This window comes from Agarivorans litoreus (genome assembly GCF_019649015.1).
GTDB lineage: Bacteria > Pseudomonadota > Gammaproteobacteria > Enterobacterales > Celerinatantimonadaceae > Agarivorans > Agarivorans litoreus.
In genome coordinates, this window is record NZ_BLPI01000001.1 from 1,640,964 (window position 1) to 1,659,567 (window position 18,604).

Here is an 18,604-nt window from a genome sequence, read left to right on the forward strand (position 1 = left end):
CCACTAAACTAACGCCAATAGCGTTAGTTTAGTGGGGCTTTGAAGAATTCAATCAAAATTATCCCCCCCCTTAGTCACATGCTCTGCGGCCGGAGGAATAAATTTGCTGGTACGATAATAACGCTCTCCATCAAACGACAACCACCCGAGCTTAGTAAGAGCACGTAGATCACGGCTCACTAGTGGCTTAGCAAATGCTAGTTCGAGCTGCTCACATCGCCATTCAGCTATATGTGAGCTGGTTTTACTGTGATAAGCCAGCTCTTCTGGATACTGATCCAGCGCTTGCAACCACCAGAGTTGATGAACATTAATTCCTAATTGGCGCGCTCGTTTTACTTCTTGGGGATTACTCTCTGCCTCTAATACTAGCTTCTGGACTTCTTGGCGGAGCATCGTTTGCACAAAACCTTTACTATATTCAGCCATCAATGGGATGAGCTCTGCCCAACTAACTAGCAACTCTCGAGTAACCAAAGACAAATACAAGGTTCTTTCAGCTGTTTCAAAAATGTGCCAACTGCCAGTTGGAGATAGCTTACAAGTTGGAGCGGGTAAGGTTTTAGGTTTAGCCACAATAAAACAATCGAATACCTGCCAGGCACTGCCATTCCAATTGGCCATCAGCCGCATATTGGTGCTAAGAAAACTATCTACTCCCCACCTAATCAAGCTACCCCTCCCGTTTATAGAAATGAAAAATTAGCGACATCGTAAGGCTGTTGTTATTCTAGTATGCATAAAAACATCAACCATTTTATTTACTTAAGAGCTAGGCTTTAGCCAATCATTAGCGCCTTTTTGGCTGTTGAGCAGCTGCTGGCAGAGTTTTTTCAAACGTAATGGACGCAGTGGTTTACTTAAGTAGGCAAAGCCTTGAGCGCGTACGCGGTCGATTAGATCAGTTTGCCTATCAGCGCTAATAACAATGCCATGACAAGAGAGTTGCCCTTGATGAATTAAGCGCTGCAACGCTTCTAATCCGGTTTTGTCATAGTCGAGATGGTAGTCACTCAAAATCAGTTCTGGCACCCAACCACCCTCTATAACTTCTGCAGCGGTATCGGCATCTTCACAGCAAATCACTTCGTAGCCCCAACGGCTTAACAGGCTTTCCATGCCTGAAAGAATGTCGGGCTCATTATCAATACAAAGCACTTTAGCACCTTGGGTGGTGCTAATGGGCGCACCTTCCAGTTGCTTAGTTTTATATATGTTTGTTGCTTCAACCACAGGAACAGTAACGTAAAATACCGAACCTTTGCCAAGTACCGACTCAACACCAATGGGAATTTCCAGTAGTTCGGCAAAACCTTGGGCAATCGCTAAACCTAAACCTAAGCCTTCTTCTCTAGCCCGACCAGACATTTGTAGCTGTTGAAACTCTTCAAAAATTTGCTGCTGCTTACTTTGCTCAATACCAGGACCATTATCCCATACCTCTATACGTAAGCTATTACCTTTGCGACGCGCCCCCAGTAGAACCTTACCTTTAGGGTTGTAACGCAATGCATTGGTAAGAAAGTTCTGCAAAATACGGCGTAATAATTTGCTATCGCTGCTTACGGTAAGCTTGCTGGTATGTAACTTAAGCTCTACACCTTGTTGCTGGGCTAAGGGGATAAATTCGGCATGAATATGGTCAAGCAAGTGGCCTATTTCAAATTGCTCTTTACTCACCACCACGCGGCCAGACTCAAGGCGTGAAATATCCAGCAAATCACTAATAATTTCCTCGGCAGAATATAGTGACTTATCGATGCTTGCAGCCAAAAACTTGGTGTCTTTTTCTAAATCGGCTTCTAGCAAAGAGCCGGTGAATAGCTTAGCGGCATTTAACGGCTGCATTAGATCGTGGCTTACCGCCGCTAAAAAGCGGGTTTTAGATTGATTTGCTTGCTCAGCAGCATGGGTAGCATGCACTAACTGTTGGTTAATTGATGATAGCTGTTGAGTACGCTGAGCAACGCGCGCCTCAAGAATTTCGTTAGCTTGTTTAAGCATGTCTTCTGCTTGGCGAAAGGTAGTAATGTCACTAAAGGTCATTACATAGCCACCATTGGGCATCGGGTTGCCTTGCACTTGAATAACCCGACCATCACGTCTGATCCGCGAAGATGTGTGGCTATTGCCACGACGTAAATGCTCCACTCTACGCTCTACGTGTTCTTCAATATCACCCGGACCACACAAACCATTAATCGCATTGTGGCGAATAAGATCTTCAATCGGTCGACCTACCGCAATCATGCCATTGGGAAAATCAAAAAGCTCGGTATAACGGCGGTTCCACGACACCAATTTTAACTCTTTATCGACAATAGCGATGCCCTGATCAATATGCTCAATAGCGCCTTGTAACAGGTGTTTATTGAATTGCAGAAGCTCCGAGGCTTCTTCGGCAATCGAAGCAAACTCTTCAAGTTGAACTTGCTTACCTTGCAGGGCAGACCCCAGTACTAAACGCGCCGACGATGACCCAAATACTCCACCTAACATGCGTTCCGTTTCGGCAATCAGCTCCACTGGTGCTTGTTGATTAGGGCTAAGGTCCAGATCTCGAGAGCTCGCATATTTACCAAATGCCTCGCTTATGCGTTGAGTCCCCAAAAAGCGCGATGCCAACATGTGAAGCTCTTCTACACTCACCTTTGATTGGTATAGAGCGCCGGCATCATCACTTTTACCGGTTTGACCAACAAAGTTACTGGCTTGCAACCATTCAGAAACGGCTGGGCTAGATAACTTAGAAACCAATAAATACGCCAACAAGTTACCCAATAAACTAAGCACAATGCCCCAATTTTCATTGGAGATCAGCGGACGACCAGCAAATTGCGGCGCAGTAAGCCTGTCGGCAATCCATTGATTGAAAATTAACAAGTTAAGGCTATCGGTCATATTGAATAGATTGAGTAGCCATAAGCTCATACCCACTAACAAACCAGCATAAACACCAGTTCGATTGCCTTCTCGCCAATACAAACCAAAGATAAGCGGAATCGCTAATTGGGCAATTGCTGCAAAAGATAGGAAACCAATATCGGCAAGGTTTGTTAGCTCACCCAACATCAAGAAGGTGCCCCAAGCTAGCAACAAAATCACCAAAATAGTGGTGCGACGAACATTAAGCAGTAGTTCGCTAAATTGAGCAAAATTACGACGGCTCAAGCCACCTTGTTTTAGCAGCAGCGGTAACACTAGATCGTTGCTCACCATAATGGCTAAAGCAATGGTCGACACCACCACCATGCCACTGGCAGCAGAGGTTCCGCCTAAAAATGCTACCATGCCTAACCAATCATGCCCTGCCGCAAGCGGTAAACTAATCACATAGTTATCGGCAGGCGTATTTGCTGGCAATAAAACATCACCCGCAAAGGCGATGGGTAATACAAAAATAGCCAGCAACAGCAAATAGGCAGGAAATAGCCAACGCGCGGTTTTTAAATCATTAACTTGGTTGTTTTCTACCACGGTTACATGAAATTGGCGGGGTAAACAAATAACTGCCGACATTGCTAACAGTGTGGCAATTACCAAATCGGTCACATCGGCAACACTAATTTCTTGCCATTTAAAGCTAAACGACTCACTTACCGCTTGCTGAGCGCTAAGCGGTAAATCCCACAGTATCGATACCGCTAGCAAACCCACACAAACAAAAGCCACCAGCTTAACCAGCGACTCAAAAGCAATCGCTACAATCACCCCACGGTGATGCTCGGTGGCATCAATATGGCGAGTGCCAAATAACATGGTGAATATCGCCAAGGCGATACTCACAAACAAAGCGATTTGCGAGCTACTGCCCTTGCCCACGGCTTCACGCATTGCATCGCCGCCAAACAAGTCTAAACCCATCACAATGGCGCGTAATTGCAGTGCGATATACGGCAATACACCAATGATACAAATAAGCGAAATAACTACCGCTAAGGTTTGTGACTTGCCATAACGTGCTGCGATAAAGTCGGCAATGGTTGTGATGTGTTCGCGTTTAGCGATTAACACCACTCTAGCGAGTAGTTTCCAACCAAACAGAAATAGCAATACCGGACCAAGGTAAATGGGAATAAAAGATAAGAAGTTCTCGCTGGCTTGACCCACCGTGCCGTAGAAGGTCCAAGAGGTACAATAAACAGCGATAGAGAAACTATAAAAAGCCGGTTGCCAGCGCAAACGGGCACTGGCATTTTGATCGGTAAAATAGGCGATCACAAATAGCAGCCCTAGGTAGGCCAACGACAGCGGAATAACTAACCAACCTTCACTTACTATTTGCATTTACAATCAATTCCCTTGAAACAGTTCATACCCAGCGCGATGAAGTATTTACGCTAGCAAAAAAGATCGGTGATAACTGTGATTAATACAAAGGCTTACCAAACTATTGCAGAAAAACTGTAGTCATGGACTTAACAAAAACCATTATTTGTTGCTGCTAAAACCCGCCTCAAAGCGCGTTTAGACTAAAGTCGTCTAGGTTGGCAAGGTAAAAAAGACCATGCTAAATACCGAAAAATACCTGTGTTAAACACGACTAGGTGAGGCAATGAGTACCGACTTTAATTTTCAGCACCCGCCCTTTGATCAGCTTGAGCCCAAGCAGCGTGAACTGGTGTCTAGCAATCTAGACATTCACTACTTTCAAAGTCAGCAAAAAATAGTTACAGCGGGCGCACAAGCCTCCAGTTTGTTCATTATTATTAAAGGCCAAGTTGAAGAGCGCGCCGACAATAATGATGAGGTATTTGCCCACTACACGCTAGAAGACTGGTTTGATGTACGCTCGCAATTTGGCGGCTATGCCAAGCATGACTACATCGCCTTAGAAGAAACCTTATGTTACGCCCTGCCTAGCCAAATCTTCCGCCGTTTAGTGAGTGAAAACAGCGATTTTGGCGACTATTTTCAGCGCGACTTAGCCACCCGTCACCAACTGGTAGAGTCTCGCGAAGGCAATAAGAACTTGGCAGAATTCATCCTCACCACCATTGATGAACGCAACGTACAACCCGCAGTGGTCATTGAAGGAGAGACCTCGCTGCAGCAAGCCACCCTAATTATGCGCGAGCAAAAGCTGGAGTCATTACTGGTTAATCACGATGGCTGCTTTGGCATGCTAACAGGTACCGATTTACTCCATGCTGCGGTACTGGTTCAGCAATCCCTCGATACTCCGGTTTGCCAGCTAGCCAACTTCAACTTAATCAGTGTGAATAAAGGCGATTTTTTGTTTAACGCCATGCTGTTAATGACGCGCAACAGCATCGAGCGGGTGGTGGTAAAAGACCAGCAAAAGATCATTGGCATACTGGAGATGGCGCATCTGCTTAGCTTGTTCTCGACCCACTCCCATGTATTGGCTTTACGCATTGCTCGGGCCTCTAGTATTGAAGAACTCAGCGAAGCTGCTCACACCCTCAATAAACTGGTAGAAAACCTCTGTAATAACGGCATTCGCACCTTATTTATTATGAAGTTGCTAGCCACCATGAATGAGCAAATCATTAGCCGGGTGTTTGAACTGAGCATCCCTCACCAACATCACAATCATATATGTTTAATGGTGATGGGCAGTGAAGGCCGCGGCGAGCAAATCGTTAAAACCGACCAAGATAACGGCTTAGTCATCGAAGATGGTTACGATTGGCCAGAGCGACAACAGCAGCTAAATCAGTTTAGCGAATACCTGCTCGAGTTAGGTTATCCGCCTTGCCCCGGCAACATTATGGTTAACAACCCAGAATGGGTGCAGCAACAAAGCCAATGGAGTAAAACCATTGCCAATTGGATAGAAACCGGCCACGGCGATGCCATGATGAACCTCGCCATAGTATTAGATGCCCACGCCATTGCGGGCAATAAAAGCCTACTGCGCAGATTACGCAAAGATCTGATGGCACAAATGGCCAACCGCAGCGTTACCTTGGCATTTTTTGCCCAGCCAGCCTTAAAGTTTCATACCCCACTCACCCTGTTTGGCAATATTAAATCCAAACAAGCAGGCTTAGACATTAAGAAAGGGGGGATTTTTCCTATTGTGCATGGGGTGCGCGCCCTAGCCCTAGAACATGCAATTAGCGCGACCAATACCCTAGAGCGCATAGAACAACTCGCCTCATTAAAAGTGATAGACGAAGACAGTGCTGCTAACCTTAAAGAAGCTCTATTGCTGTTTTTTAAACTGCGCATTCAACAGCTATTCCCGGCTGAAGAGGGCCAAGACTATCACGTGCTTAAGCTAGACAAGCTTAATCACAGTCAGCGAGATTTATTACGCCATGGCTTACACGTAGTGAAAAAGTTTAAGCAGCTATTAGCGCTACACTTCAATATTCGCGATTACTAGGCGGCTAGATGTTGCAGCGTTTGCTTTATCAACGAAAATATAAAGACAGCGAGTTCGCCACGTTGTTTGCGCCTTATCGCGGTAATGAATACGTAGCATTAGATCTAGAAACCACCAGCTTAGACACCAAACTGGCCGACATTGTCTCAATGGGTGCGGTCATCATCAGTGAAAATCGTATTTTGGCCAGCCAGTGTTTTGATATAAAAATTCGCGCTACCGATAAACTTGCTGGCGACTCAATCAAAGTACATCGCCTTCGCCACAGTGATTTAGCCCAAGCCTGCAGCATTGAAGAGGCGTTGCCGAAACTGCTGCAGTTTATTGGTGCTCGGCCAATCGTGGGTTACAACATTGGCTACGACCAACGAATTTTAAATCGGCACTGCAAACAACGTTATGGCTTTAAGCTGGTAAACCCGCTAGTTGATGTAGGCCGTATGTTTGCTGACAAAGTTCATGTAGACCACGTAGGCATTAGTCCCAATCAAGATCTTGTACATATTTGCCAAAGCTTAGGCATTCCCCTATCGGGTCGTCACCAAGCCATTGATGATGCCATCACCGCCGCCATGATTTACCTGCGTTTACAACTGGGCCCAAGGCCAACCAGCGCAATTCCTCAAGCTATAAGTGCTTAATATTATTGATGAAGATAACGCTAATGTGAATCGAGTTTCATCATTAATCTGGCCAATTGGCGCTTAATCACAGCCCCAGAGTTTACCTCCCAAATCTTCTAGAACCAGCAAATGTTTAAGGCTACATTAGGCGCAGTTTTCTCCCAATTGGAAGGTCTAATGAAAAAGCTTAGCTTGTTAATGCTGCTCTCTAGCGCTCTGTCTTACTCGGCCATTGCTGAGCCCGTAAACCAAGATACCTTGGCCCAAACCGGTGCGCTAAACAGCAGTAAAACGCCGCTATTTGGCGCCGAAGTTTACAGCAACGACAAAGTGCTATACGGCAAATTTGTGGTTCGCATGAAGTTAGTATCCGAGCCCGGTGTAGTTTCGTCGTTTTTCACTTACGATAATGAATCTTGGCAAGGCAATGGCATTCCGTGGAGCGAAATAGACTTTGAAGCCATTGGTAAAACGCCTCATCAGCTACAAACCAACCTCATCACTGGCCAAGCCAATAAGCGCAAACACAGCGAAAAGAAACACAAAGTTCCACAGCTAGAAGAGTTTGTTGAATACGCCATTACCTGGACACCAAACGAGATTATTTGGGATGTAGATGGCGAAACAATCCGTCACGACACCGCCGAAAATTCAAAGCAAGTTATCGCCATGCGCGACATTCCACAAAGCTACCGCATGAACATTTGGATTTCGGAAGCCATTGGCTGGGTAGGTCGCTTTAAAGCCAGTAGCTTGCCACTTCACCAAGTTATAGATTGGATTGAGTATCACGAATACCAAGATAACGGAGAGTTTGCCTTAACTTGGCGTGACGATTTTGACAACTTTGACCAAAAGCGCTGGGGCAAGGGCGATTGGGGCTTTGAATCAAACTTAGTCACCTTCTCACCGAACAATGCCAACATTGTTAACGGTAAGCTAGTACTTAGCCTAAGCGAAGAAGGCATGAAGCTTAACTACAGCGAATAAGTTCATGTGCAATCCCAGCAGCGTTGTTGGGGTTGCAGCTATCTTCATTGGCGCGTTTTTCGTTCAGATTCACCAACCTAATAAGCGCTAAGCCAGCTGACAAAATGTAGTATCAACAAATCACTGACTACCCAGCCTTGCTACAGTTCACAAATTAATCCAACACAGGCCGTGAGCCGCCTCTCAGTTTCAACTCGCAACATAAAAAATCACTTTGATTAATAAAGCATTTTACTATTCTTCACAAATAATTAACCAAAAGTCTAATTGTCGACAACCGGTGTCGGTGCGAGTCTAGATTCATATCCGAGACGTCAATGACGATATCCCGCCTCACATCGAGGAAGCAAGGAGAGGAAGATGAGTGAACAAAAGCTGTACCCCGTTAAAGCAAACATTGCAGACAACTGCTTACTAAACGATCAGCAATATCTAGATATGTATCAAGAATCTATCACCCAGCCTGATCAGTTTTGGGGGAAGCACGGTAGCGAGTTACTCGATTGGATCCAGCCTTTTACAAAAGTAAAAAACACCTCATACGACCCTGGTCATGTAAGCATCAAATGGTTTGAAGATGGCCTGCTAAACGTAAGCGCCAACTGTATTGACCGCCATCTACAAGAGCGTGGTGAAGAGGTAGCGATTATTTGGGAAGGCGACAACCCAGAAGAAGACAGCAAACTCACTTACAACGAACTGTACCAACAAGTTTGTAAGTTCTCTAACGCGCTTAAACAGCAAGGCGTTAAAAAAGGTGAAGTAGTGTGTTTGTATATGCCTATGGTGCCAGAAGCGGCTGTGGCCATGTTGGCTTGTACCCGTATTGGCGCGGTGCACTCGATTGTATTTGGCGGCTTCTCTCCAGAAGCACTAGCCGGTCGCATTATTGATTCAAATTCTAAATACGTGATTACTGCCGACGAAGGTGTTCGCGGCGGGCGTGGCGTACCACTTAAAGCCAACGTAGACCAAGCCTTAGAAAACCCAGACTGTGAGTTTGTTAAAAGTGTTGTGGTACTAAAACGTACCGGCGGTGAAGTAAACTGGAATGCCAACCGCGATGTATGGTGGCACGACATTACCGAAAACCAAGCTGCCGATTGTCCACCAGAACCAATGAATGCCGAAGACCCGCTGTTCATCCTGTATACCTCTGGCTCAACTGGCAAACCTAAAGGTGTATTGCATACCACTGGCGGCTATCTCTTATACGCCACCATGACTTTTAAATACGTATTTGACTATCACCCAGGCGATATTTACTGGTGTACCGCCGATGTGGGTTGGATTACTGGCCACAGTTACTTGGTATACGGCCCATTAGCCAATGGCGCAACCACCATTTTGTTTGAAGGTGTGCCCAACTACCCCACTTCTGCGCGCATGAGCGAAGTATGTGACAAACACCAAGTGACCATTTTATACACTGCTCCAACTGCTATTCGCGCCTTAATGGCGCAAGGTGATGCCGCCGTGCAAGGCACCAATCGCAGCAGTCTGCGGATTATGGGCTCGGTAGGTGAACCGATTAACCCGGAAGCGTGGGAATGGTATTACCGCACCATAGGTGACGAGCGTTGCCCAATTGTCGACACTTGGTGGCAAACCGAAACCGGCGGTATTCTAATTACTCCACTACCAGGAGCAACCGCACTTAAACCTGGCTCGGCAACTCGTCCCTTCTTTGGCGTGCAGCCAGCCTTAGTAGATAACGAAGGTAATGAGCTAGAAGGCGCTGCCGAAGGTAATCTTATTATTAAAGACAGCTGGCCAGGACAAATGCGCACTGTTTATGGTGATCATGAGCGTTTTGAGCAAACCTACTTTTCAACCTTTCCTGGAACCTACACCACCGGAGACGGTGCACGCCGCGATGAAGATGGCTACTTCTGGATTACTGGTCGCGTAGATGACGTACTAAATGTAAGTGGCCACCGCATGGGTACAGCCGAAATTGAAAGTGCACTGGTTGCCCACCCTAAAATTTCAGAGGCTGCCGTGGTAGGTGTTCCTCATGAAATTAAAGGCCAAGGCATATATGCTTACATCACCCTTAATGCCGGTGAAGAGGCCAGCGCTGAGCTACATAAAGAAGTGAAAGCCTGGGTACGTAAAGAAATTGGCCCAATTGCCACGCCGGACATTTTACACTGGGCAGAGGCTTTACCTAAAACCCGTTCAGGCAAAATTATGCGCCGAATTTTGCGTAAAATTGCCACCAACGAGACCGACTCTCTAGGTGATACCTCGACCCTAGCGGATCCATCTGTGGTTGAAAAACTGATAGAAGAAAAATCGAATGCAGCTTAATTGCTAATACCAAAAAGCCGCTTTTATTAGCGGCTTTTTTCTGTCTAAAAATAATGCAACTTAGTACCAATCTGTATCCAAAAGTGAACAGCAAGCTCAAAAAATCGTTTAGCCAGATCAAGCATTTTCTCATCGGTTACCGATACACTATTAAGCCATTTCACATCACCACGCTAGCTTCTGAACAAGGATGAGAAGAAGATGATTAATGTATTTAAAAGCCTAGTGCTTTGCGGTTTTATAGGTCTATTGTCACAAGCTCACGCTTCAGAGCGCTCCGACCTTGCGTGGCAAAGCGTAGAGCAGCAACACGCGATACTCATTGATGTTCGCAGCGAAGGAGAGTTTAGCCAAGGGCACTTGAATAACGCACATAACATTCCGCACACCGTGATTGCCCAGCAGATCACCGCCATCACCAAAGATAAAAGCCAGCCTATCGTGGTTTATTGCCGTTCGGGTAATCGTTCTGGTTACGCCTTACAAGTATTACAAGCTATGGGTTATCAACAAGTGGTAAACGGTGGCGGCTTAAAGGAAATGCTCGCCTCAAAGAGTCATTGAACACCCCATACAAAAACGCCGCTACATAATTTGTAACGGCGCTTTAGAGTAATTGCCACTGTCTGTGTTACTTAGCAGCCAATATATCTGCGTCTAGCGCCAGCGGCTCGGCTTGCTCACTGGTCTTAGGATTACGTTTTGCCAGCAAATAGTAAAATAGTGGGGTAAGTAGCAAACCAAAAATAGTAACCCCAATCATGCCAGAGAACACCGCCACTCCCATAGCTTGACGCATCTCTGCCCCCTCACCAGTAGAAAACACCATTGGCACAACCCCCATAATAAAGGCGATAGAGGTCATTAGAATTGGCCGTAAACGTAAGCGTGATGCCTCTAATACCGCTTCCATCACCGTGCGACCTTGGTCTTGTAACTCCTTAGCAAACTCGACAATTAAAATGGCGTTCTTGGTAGCCAAGCCTACCAATACAATCAAACCAATTTGAGTGAAGATGTTGTTGTCTCCACCCCAAAGCAATACCCCACTAATGGCCGATAACAAGGTCATAGGAATGATTAAAATAATCGCCATTGGCAAACGCAAGCTCTCGTACTGAGCAGCTAACACCATGAATACTAAAATAATCACCAAGGGATAAATTAGCATTGCAGTATTACCCGACAGCTTTTGTTGATAGGTAAGCTCGGTCCACTCAAAGGTCATGCCGATGGGCAAAGTTTCCGCCAAAATTTGCTCGATGGCTGCCTGCGCTTCACCCGAGCTATAACCCGGCGCTGGCCCACCATTGATCTCAGCAGTGGTATAACCGTTGTAGTGCATCACTCGATCTGGGCCCGCCACATAAGAGACATCAACAAAGGAGCCTAGCGGAATCATCGCACCATCGGCATTTCTCACCTTAAGCTGGCTAATTTGTTCTGGCGATTGCCTAAAGGACTCATCGGCTTGAATATTCACCTGATAAGTTCTGCCAAACTTATTAAAGTCATTGACATAGGTTGAGCCCATGTAAGCTTGCAGGGTAGAAAAGACTTCATCTATCGCCACCCCTTGTTGCATCGCTTTGGTTCTATCCAAATCCAAATCAAGCTGCGGCACATTTACTTGGTAACTAGAGAAAATGCCAGTAAGGGCCGGTGTTGCCCAAGCTTTTTGCATCACTTGCATGGTGACATTGGCCAACTCTTCATAACCAAGGTTTACGCGGTCTTGGATCTGCAATCTAAAGCCACCAATAGTGCCTAACCCCTGCACCGGCGGTGGCGGGAAAATCGCAATAAAGGCTTCTTGAATACCAGCAAACTGTTGGTTAAGCGCCCCAGCGATGGCATTAGCCGAAAGACTTGGGTCTTGGCGTTGGTCAAAATCGGCCAGAGGTGTAAACAAAATCGCGCTGTTTGGGCTGTTGGTGAAGCCGTTAATGCTTAAGCCAGGAAACGCCACCGCGTGTTCAACCCCAGGTTGCGCGAGGGCAATCTCAGACATTTTTTTCACTACCGCTTCGGTGCGCTCTAAAGAGGCAGCGTCGGGCAACTGAGCAAACGCCACTAAGTATTGTTTGTCTTGCCCTGGCACATAGCCAGTAGGAGTGGTGTCAAATTGATAAGCGGTAAGCCCTAATAAACCTACATAAATAATGCCTACCAAAGCCGACAAGCGAATTGTCTTTTTAATGATGCCGCCATATACATTGGCACCTTTATTAAATAAGCGATTAAACGGCGCAAATATAAACCTGCCAAACAAGCTGTCCATCATGCGAGTTAAACGGTCTTTAGGTTCGTCGTGACCTTTTAGCAGCAAGGCAGACAAAGCAGGACTCAAGGTTAATGAGTTAATCGCTGAAATAAAGGTAGAAATGGTAATGGTTAAAGCGAACTGCTTGTAAAACTGTCCGGTTAAGCCAGACATAAAAGCAGTAGGAATAAACACTGCCGCCAATACTAAGGTAGTTGCCACAATTGGCCCCGTCACCTCTTTCATGGCACGCTGGGTAGCCGCTACCGGGCTTAAGCCTTCGGCAATATTTCGCTCTACGTTCTCCACCACCACAATGGCATCATCCACCACAATACCAATCGCTAATACCAAACCAAATAACGACAAGGCATTGAGCGAGAAGCCCATAAGGTGCATAAAGGCAAAGGTACCTACTAAAGAAACCGGTACTGCCACTAATGGAATAATAGAAGCGCGCCAAGTTTGTAGGAACAGCACCACCACTAATACCACTAGCAGTACCGCTTCAAACAAGGTTTTAACTACCGCTTCAATAGAGCCACGCACAAACACGGTTGGGTCGTAAACCGTGTCGTAGTTTAGACCTTCTGGAAAGCTTTGCGCTAACTCGGCCATACGCGCACGTACATCTTCAGAGATCTGGATAGCGTTCGAGCCAGATGCTTGAAACACACCAATAGCAATTGCATCCTTGTTATCGAGTAACGAGCGCAAGGCATAACTGCTGGCACCCAACTCAACCCGAGCAACATCTCGCAAGCGGCTAACTTCGCCTTGCTCGCCCACTTTAATGATGATGTTCTCAAACTCTTCTGTGGTACTTAAACGCCCCTTCACGTTAATCAAAATCTGAAAATCAGACTCACCGCTAGGCTGTGCGCCCAAACTACCGGCAGCGGCTTGCTGGTTTTGCTCTCTAATCGAAGCGATAATTTGATTGGGGTTTAAACCTAGAGCTGCCACTTTGTTAGGGTCTAACCAAATTCTTAAGCTGTAATCACCCGCACCAAACAAACGCACAGCACCCACACCTTCAATACGGGCTAACTCGTCTTTAACATTAAGCGCCGCATAGTTGGACAGGTACAATAAGTCGTAGCGATCTTCTGGTGAACTAAGGTGAACCACCATAGTAAGATCCGGTGATGACTTTTCAGTCACAATACCTAAGCGCTGCACTTCGAGCGGCAAACGCGGTGTGGCGCGATCAACTCGGCTTTGCACCTGCGTTTGAGCTTGGTCGATGTCGGTACCAATGGCAAAAGTAACGGTCAGCGTCATGCGGCCATCAGAGGTGGCCTGAGAAGACATATACAACATGTCTTCCACACCGTTAATTTCTTGCTCAAGCGGTGAAGCCACAGTTTCGGCAATCACTTTAGGATTTGCCCCAGGGTAGTTGGCGGTAACCACTACTGTTGGTGGTACCACTTCTGGGTATTCGGTTATGGGTAATTGCCATACGGCAATAGCACCGCCAATAAACATCAGCAGCGATATAACGGCCGCAAAAATCGGCCGTTTAATAAAAAACTGAGAAAACATGGGCGAATCTATCCTTGTTGAGCTTACAACTTAGCGTTAAGGTTTAATTGCTGATGTTGTTGGTCGAGTAACTGTTGAGACTCACGCAAGGCAGAAACAAGCTCTTCGCTAGCCATCGCGGTAGCAATTGGCGTTACCTGCATTTGCGGCCGTACCCGTTGAATACCGTTAACCACAATACGCTCTGAACCCGATAAACCTTGGGAAACAATCCGCAAGCCATTGATCCGCTCACCCAACACAACCGGGCGATACTGCACTTGGTTATTTTCATCTAGCACCAATACAAACTTGTTATTTAGGTCGGTACCGACTGCTTTGTCATCAATTAATACCGCTTGATAAGAGCTACTTCCAGCAATTTGCAAGCGGGCAAACATACCTGGCAGTAGTTCACCACTCAGATTGTCAAAGCTAGCGCGCAAGCGAATAGTGCCGGTGCCACTCGCCACAGCATTATCGATAAAGTCTATTTGGCCTAAGTGTTTGAATGCTTGCTCATCAGCCAAAGCCATTTGCACTACCGCTACAGTTTCTTGCGCGCCTTGCAGCGGCAATACGTTGCTTAACTCTTGGTATTTCAAAAAGCTTTGCTCATCTACATCAAAGTAGGCGTGCATGTGTTGGGTTGACACGATACGAGTAAGCTGACTAGCACCAAGGTTTACATAGTTACCTTCGGTAATAAGCGCGTTAGAAACACGACCACTAATCGGGGCGCGCACCTCGGTAAAGTCTAAATCCAAGCGAGCTCGCGACAAGGCAGCAGTAATCGATGCCACTGCCGCTGCGCCCTGCTCTCGCGCCGAAAAACGGCTATCTAAAATTTCGTCAGAAATAGCATTTTGTTTATTTAAGGCCTGCGCTCGTTGGTACCCTTTTTTAGCTAATTCTAAACTGCTTTTAGCACTTTGTAGTTCCGCTTCTAGGCGAGCGACTTCGGCGGCAAAAATGCGGCTGTCGATTTTAAACAGCACTTCACCTTTTTCTACCAAGCTACCTTCGTCAAATAGCACTTGTTCGATGTAGCCCGATACTCGCGGCACTACCATCACGGTTTGTGGCGCTTGCAGGCGACCGGTATACACATCGGTTTCGGTAATGCGTTCAAGCAATACTTCGGCTACATCTACACTTGGGGGTGGAGGTGCTTGATTAGTCGCCGCTTCCGGTTTTCCGCAAGCCACAAGGAAAATGCTTAAAGCACCTACTGCGATGAGTTTTGTTAGGTCAAAAACTGATGCCATCTTCGTTCCCTCAAGTGATGATAAATTGATATATGGGTGATATTTTGTTTTGTACTGGTTGGTATATTAATCACTAAGCATGATCGAGATCAAGATCTTTTTGTACCAAGTGGTATTTAAATATCTAGACAGGTTTACGTGGCTTAGCTATGATCAGATCAATGATAAATTGAGGTAGAAAAATGTCCCCCAAGTGCTGTTCTCAGATTGGTCGTCCACGCAGCTTTGACGCAAACCAAGCGCTGGAAAAAGCCTTAGAAGTGTTTTGGCAAAAAGGCTACGAAGGGGCATCATTAAATGATTTAACCCAAGCCATGGGCATAAATAAACCCAGTATGTATGCGGCTTTTGGCAATAAAGAACAGTTATTTTTGCAGGCCATAGAGCTTTACGAATCTCGTCCTCAAGCCTATTTTTATCCCGCCCTTGAGCAAGATACCATTTACGACGTAGTGGATTACATGTTGAAAGGTGCAGTGGCTAATTTAAGCGATCCCTCGCAACCGCAAGGCTGTGTGATTGTGCAAGGGGCTCTGTCGTGTAGCGAGTCAGCAAGCACCATTAAGCAAGCTTTGCAGGAACGTCGTGCCCAAGGCAGCATTGCCTTGCAACAGCGTTTCGAGCGTGCCAAAGAAGAAAAAGATCTCACCGCCGATGCCGATCCAGAAGCGCTAGCCCACTACTTGGCCACGGTGTTACAAGGTTTAAATGTTCACGCTACCAATGGCGCAACAGAAAAACAATTGCAGCAAGTTGCTTCACTCACTTTAGACACCTTTAAGCGAGTAAGCAGTGCAAAAATAGCCGCCAGCTTGCAAAGCATGAATAAATAAGGCTTAGCACCAATCCTGTTGATTGTTATTGGTTGTAGCTGCGCCGATAACGACCAGGAGAAACCCCAAAACTTTTCTTAAAGCGATGTGCAAAAGCAAAACCGTCTTGGTAACCTAGTTGGCTAGCGATCACGTCTATCGACCAACGGCTTTCGCGCAGCAAATAACTACCATGCTCCAACCGTAACCGGCTTAGATACTGCTTAGGGCTGCATTTAAACTCTTGCTGAAATAGGCGATAGCAGTGCGCTTCTGATACCGACAAACGTTGCGCCATGTCGGCCACTGTCCATGGATAGTGCAAAGAGGAGCGCAATTGCTGCTCTAGTTTATGCAATGGGCTTGGTTCGGCATCTTTTAGCGGCTTAAGCAACTGCAACAAATAGCGTTTGATCAGTTGGGTTAAGGCCGATTCAACTAAAGGATCTGCCTTGGCTTTTGTTTCCTCATCTAATAACAACTTCATGCACTTATCAATATTTTGACTAGAGTTGATTTTCTTCACTTTGGCTTTTTTAGGAAAGCGATACCAACTTATATCTGGCGAAAACTGAAACCAATTATGCCGCCAAAAGTGGCTAGCTAAGCTGAGTGAGTAATTAACTCCAGCAGGCAAAATAACTAAGTCATTTGGTCCTAAACGCTGGCTAAACTCTGAAGTATGCAAACTGCCCGCTCCCGCCATTGAAAACAGTAAGGTGTGTTCCTGTGGCGCTTTGCGGCTAACAAAATATTCACCCCGCAAATACGATACCCCAGATAGATTAATCTGCAATTTCGTTAATTCAGAAAATCGCTCTGTGGTTAAAAAGCGTTCAACACAGGCGGGGCCTATCTCGAACTTGTCTTGCCAATGTTGCTCAGCCATAAATGATAGTTTTGAACATATTTTAGATAGCTTCAATTATGTGGAAAACCCAATATGTAAGATAGTATCGCGCCCATAAATATTTACCACCACTTATAACTAGATAGCTTTTATCTGATGCAAGTCACATTTTTGAGGTTGTTATGTACGCATCTCCTATTACTTTGAATCGCTCTTGGCTAGAGCAGTTCTGGCGCCTAGCTTGGCCAATATCTTTACAAGCAGTATTACTAAGCTTATTAGGCTTGGTAGACGTACTAATGGTTGCCACTTTAGGTGATGCCGAAGTCGCCGCAGTAGGTTATGCCGGTCGCGCATTCTTTGTGGCGATTGTGATCTTAAATGGCTTCTCGACCGCTTGTGCCATTTTAAGTGCGCAGCACTGGGGCACTAAAAACTGGACAGCCATTGGCCGCACGGTGGCTTTATCTTTCTATGCTGGACTTATTTTTACCCTGGCAACCTTAGCCTTCATGCTTTTCAGCCCTAGCACCATTATGCAATGGGGCAGCAGTGATGCTCATTTAGTAGCTATTGGCAGCGATTATATTCGCGCAACCGCCTTGATGATTCTATTCACCTTGCCGGTGATTGTGTTTGAGTCTGCACTACGAGCAAGTGGCAATACCAAGCTACCGCTGTACATTAGTGTTTTTGCTGTGGTCGCCAATATCGCGCTTAACCAAGTATTAATTTTTGGTTTTGGCTCGATCCCAGCAATGGGTATTGTAGGCGCAGGTGTTGCGACAGTTATCGCACGTTTACTGCAACTCGTTGTATTGTGGGCCAGCCTTTGGTGGCAAAAACACCCTTTACTAAAAGTATGTTTAATTGGTTTTTGGCAGTTTAAACAAGCTGAGCTAATCAAATACGCCAAGCTTGCTGTGCCACTAGTTATTAACTTTAGTATTTGGTCGAGCGGTGTATTTGTATTTGCCACCTTGTATGGTCAATTGGGCACTAACGCGTTGGCGGCCATGAGCCTAATTAGCCCTATAGAAGGCATCGCTATTTCGTGTTTTATGGGCTTTTCGAGCGCTTGCTCCATCATAGTGGGCAACAAATTAGGGGCCAACCAATTCAAGCAGGCTTGGATAGATGCACGTTTAGCCTTGTTAGTTAGCCCTATTGCCGCCATTGGTATCGGTGTCGCTATTTGGTTATTGAGCTATCCTTTATTGAACTTGTTTGGCGCTTTAGAATCAGAAACTTTGCAACTAGCCCAACAATTGGTGTTAGTGCTAGCAGCCTCTACTTGGCTACGCATTTTTAACATGGTGCTAATTAACGGCATTTTGCGCAGCGGCGGCGACAATAGCTTTTGCTTAATGTCGGATACATTCTGCCAATGGGGTGTGGGTTTAATGCTTACTTCTATTGCGATTTTTGTGTTCGATGTAAGCTTAATCACCGCCTTCTGTATCGCGTTAAGTGAAGAAGTATTTAAAGCTATGTTGTGTTTTTGGCGAATGAACCAGAAAAAATGGCTACGTAACCTAACTACCGAGCCTCTCGCCGAAACCAACTGATTAGACCAGAAAAATGCTGCCATTTTCTGCGAAAA

12 protein-coding genes are annotated in these 18,604 nt (G+C 45.9%); 7 read left to right on the forward strand and 5 right to left on the reverse strand.

The window, feature by feature from the left end; genetic code table 11:
- Window positions 1-48: 48 nt before the first annotated feature.
- A complete protein-coding gene (locus K5L93_RS07510; protein ID WP_220719157.1) occupies window positions 49-672 on the reverse strand; it encodes a hypothetical protein in 624 nt (207 codons plus the stop codon).
- 93 nt (window positions 673-765) lie between these two features.
- Window positions 766-4,287, reverse strand: coding sequence for a hybrid sensor histidine kinase/response regulator (locus K5L93_RS07515; protein ID WP_220719158.1), 3,522 nt, complete (start codon window positions 4,285-4,287; stop codon window positions 766-768).
- A gap of 268 nt (window positions 4,288-4,555) precedes the next feature.
- On the opposite strand from K5L93_RS07515, the gene K5L93_RS07520 reads away from it, so the two are divergent.
- From K5L93_RS07520 to K5L93_RS07540, 5 genes are all read left to right on the forward strand, one after another.
- Complete coding sequence (locus K5L93_RS07520) at window positions 4,556-6,355, forward strand: DUF294 nucleotidyltransferase-like domain-containing protein (RefSeq protein ID WP_220719159.1); 1,800 nt, start codon at window positions 4,556-4,558, stop codon at window positions 6,353-6,355.
- Between the two features lie 8 nt (window positions 6,356-6,363).
- Window positions 6,364-6,996, forward strand: coding sequence for a 3'-5' exonuclease (locus tag K5L93_RS07525; RefSeq protein ID WP_220719160.1), 633 nt, complete (start codon window positions 6,364-6,366; stop codon window positions 6,994-6,996).
- Between the two features lie 159 nt (window positions 6,997-7,155).
- The gene (locus tag K5L93_RS07530; protein ID WP_220719161.1) at window positions 7,156-7,968 is read left to right on the forward strand and encodes a family 16 glycosylhydrolase; all 813 of its coding nucleotides are present in this window, start codon (window positions 7,156-7,158) and stop codon (window positions 7,966-7,968) included.
- A gap of 360 nt (window positions 7,969-8,328) precedes the next feature.
- Window positions 8,329-10,281, forward strand: coding sequence for an acetate--CoA ligase (gene acs, locus K5L93_RS07535; protein ID WP_220719162.1), 1,953 nt, complete (start codon window positions 8,329-8,331; stop codon window positions 10,279-10,281).
- Window positions 10,282-10,482: 201 nt separating this feature from the next.
- A complete protein-coding gene (locus K5L93_RS07540) occupies window positions 10,483-10,845 on the forward strand; it encodes a rhodanese-like domain-containing protein (protein ID WP_220719163.1) in 363 nt (120 codons plus the stop codon).
- Between the two features lie 67 nt (window positions 10,846-10,912).
- On the opposite strand, the gene K5L93_RS07545 is transcribed toward K5L93_RS07540, so the two are convergent.
- Together K5L93_RS07545 and K5L93_RS07550 are read right to left on the reverse strand one after the other, a co-directional pair.
- Window positions 10,913-14,092: an efflux RND transporter permease subunit gene (locus K5L93_RS07545; RefSeq protein WP_220719164.1), complete on the reverse strand. Its 3,180-nt coding sequence runs from the start codon at window positions 14,090-14,092 to the stop codon at window positions 10,913-10,915.
- Between the two features lie 23 nt (window positions 14,093-14,115).
- Window positions 14,116-15,339: an efflux RND transporter periplasmic adaptor subunit gene (locus K5L93_RS07550; RefSeq protein ID WP_220719165.1), complete on the reverse strand. Its 1,224-nt coding sequence runs from the start codon at window positions 15,337-15,339 to the stop codon at window positions 14,116-14,118.
- A gap of 182 nt (window positions 15,340-15,521) precedes the next feature.
- Between K5L93_RS07550 and K5L93_RS07555 the strand changes: the two genes are divergently transcribed.
- On the forward strand, window positions 15,522-16,172 hold the full coding sequence (locus K5L93_RS07555; protein ID WP_220719166.1) for a TetR/AcrR family transcriptional regulator: 651 nt from the start codon (window positions 15,522-15,524) through the stop codon (window positions 16,170-16,172).
- Window positions 16,173-16,197: 25 nt separating this feature from the next.
- Here K5L93_RS07555 and K5L93_RS07560 read toward each other — a convergent pair whose 3' ends face one another.
- Window positions 16,198-17,040, reverse strand: a complete 843-nt coding sequence (locus tag K5L93_RS07560) for an AraC family transcriptional regulator (protein ID WP_220719167.1) — start codon at window positions 17,038-17,040, stop codon at window positions 16,198-16,200.
- A gap of 143 nt (window positions 17,041-17,183) precedes the next feature.
- On the opposite strand from K5L93_RS07560, the gene K5L93_RS07565 reads away from it, so the two are divergent.
- Window positions 17,184-18,569 (forward strand): MATE family efflux transporter, encoded by a 1,386-nt coding sequence (locus K5L93_RS07565; protein ID WP_220719168.1) that lies wholly within the window; start codon window positions 17,184-17,186, stop codon window positions 18,567-18,569.
- Window positions 18,570-18,604 lie beyond the last annotated feature (35 nt).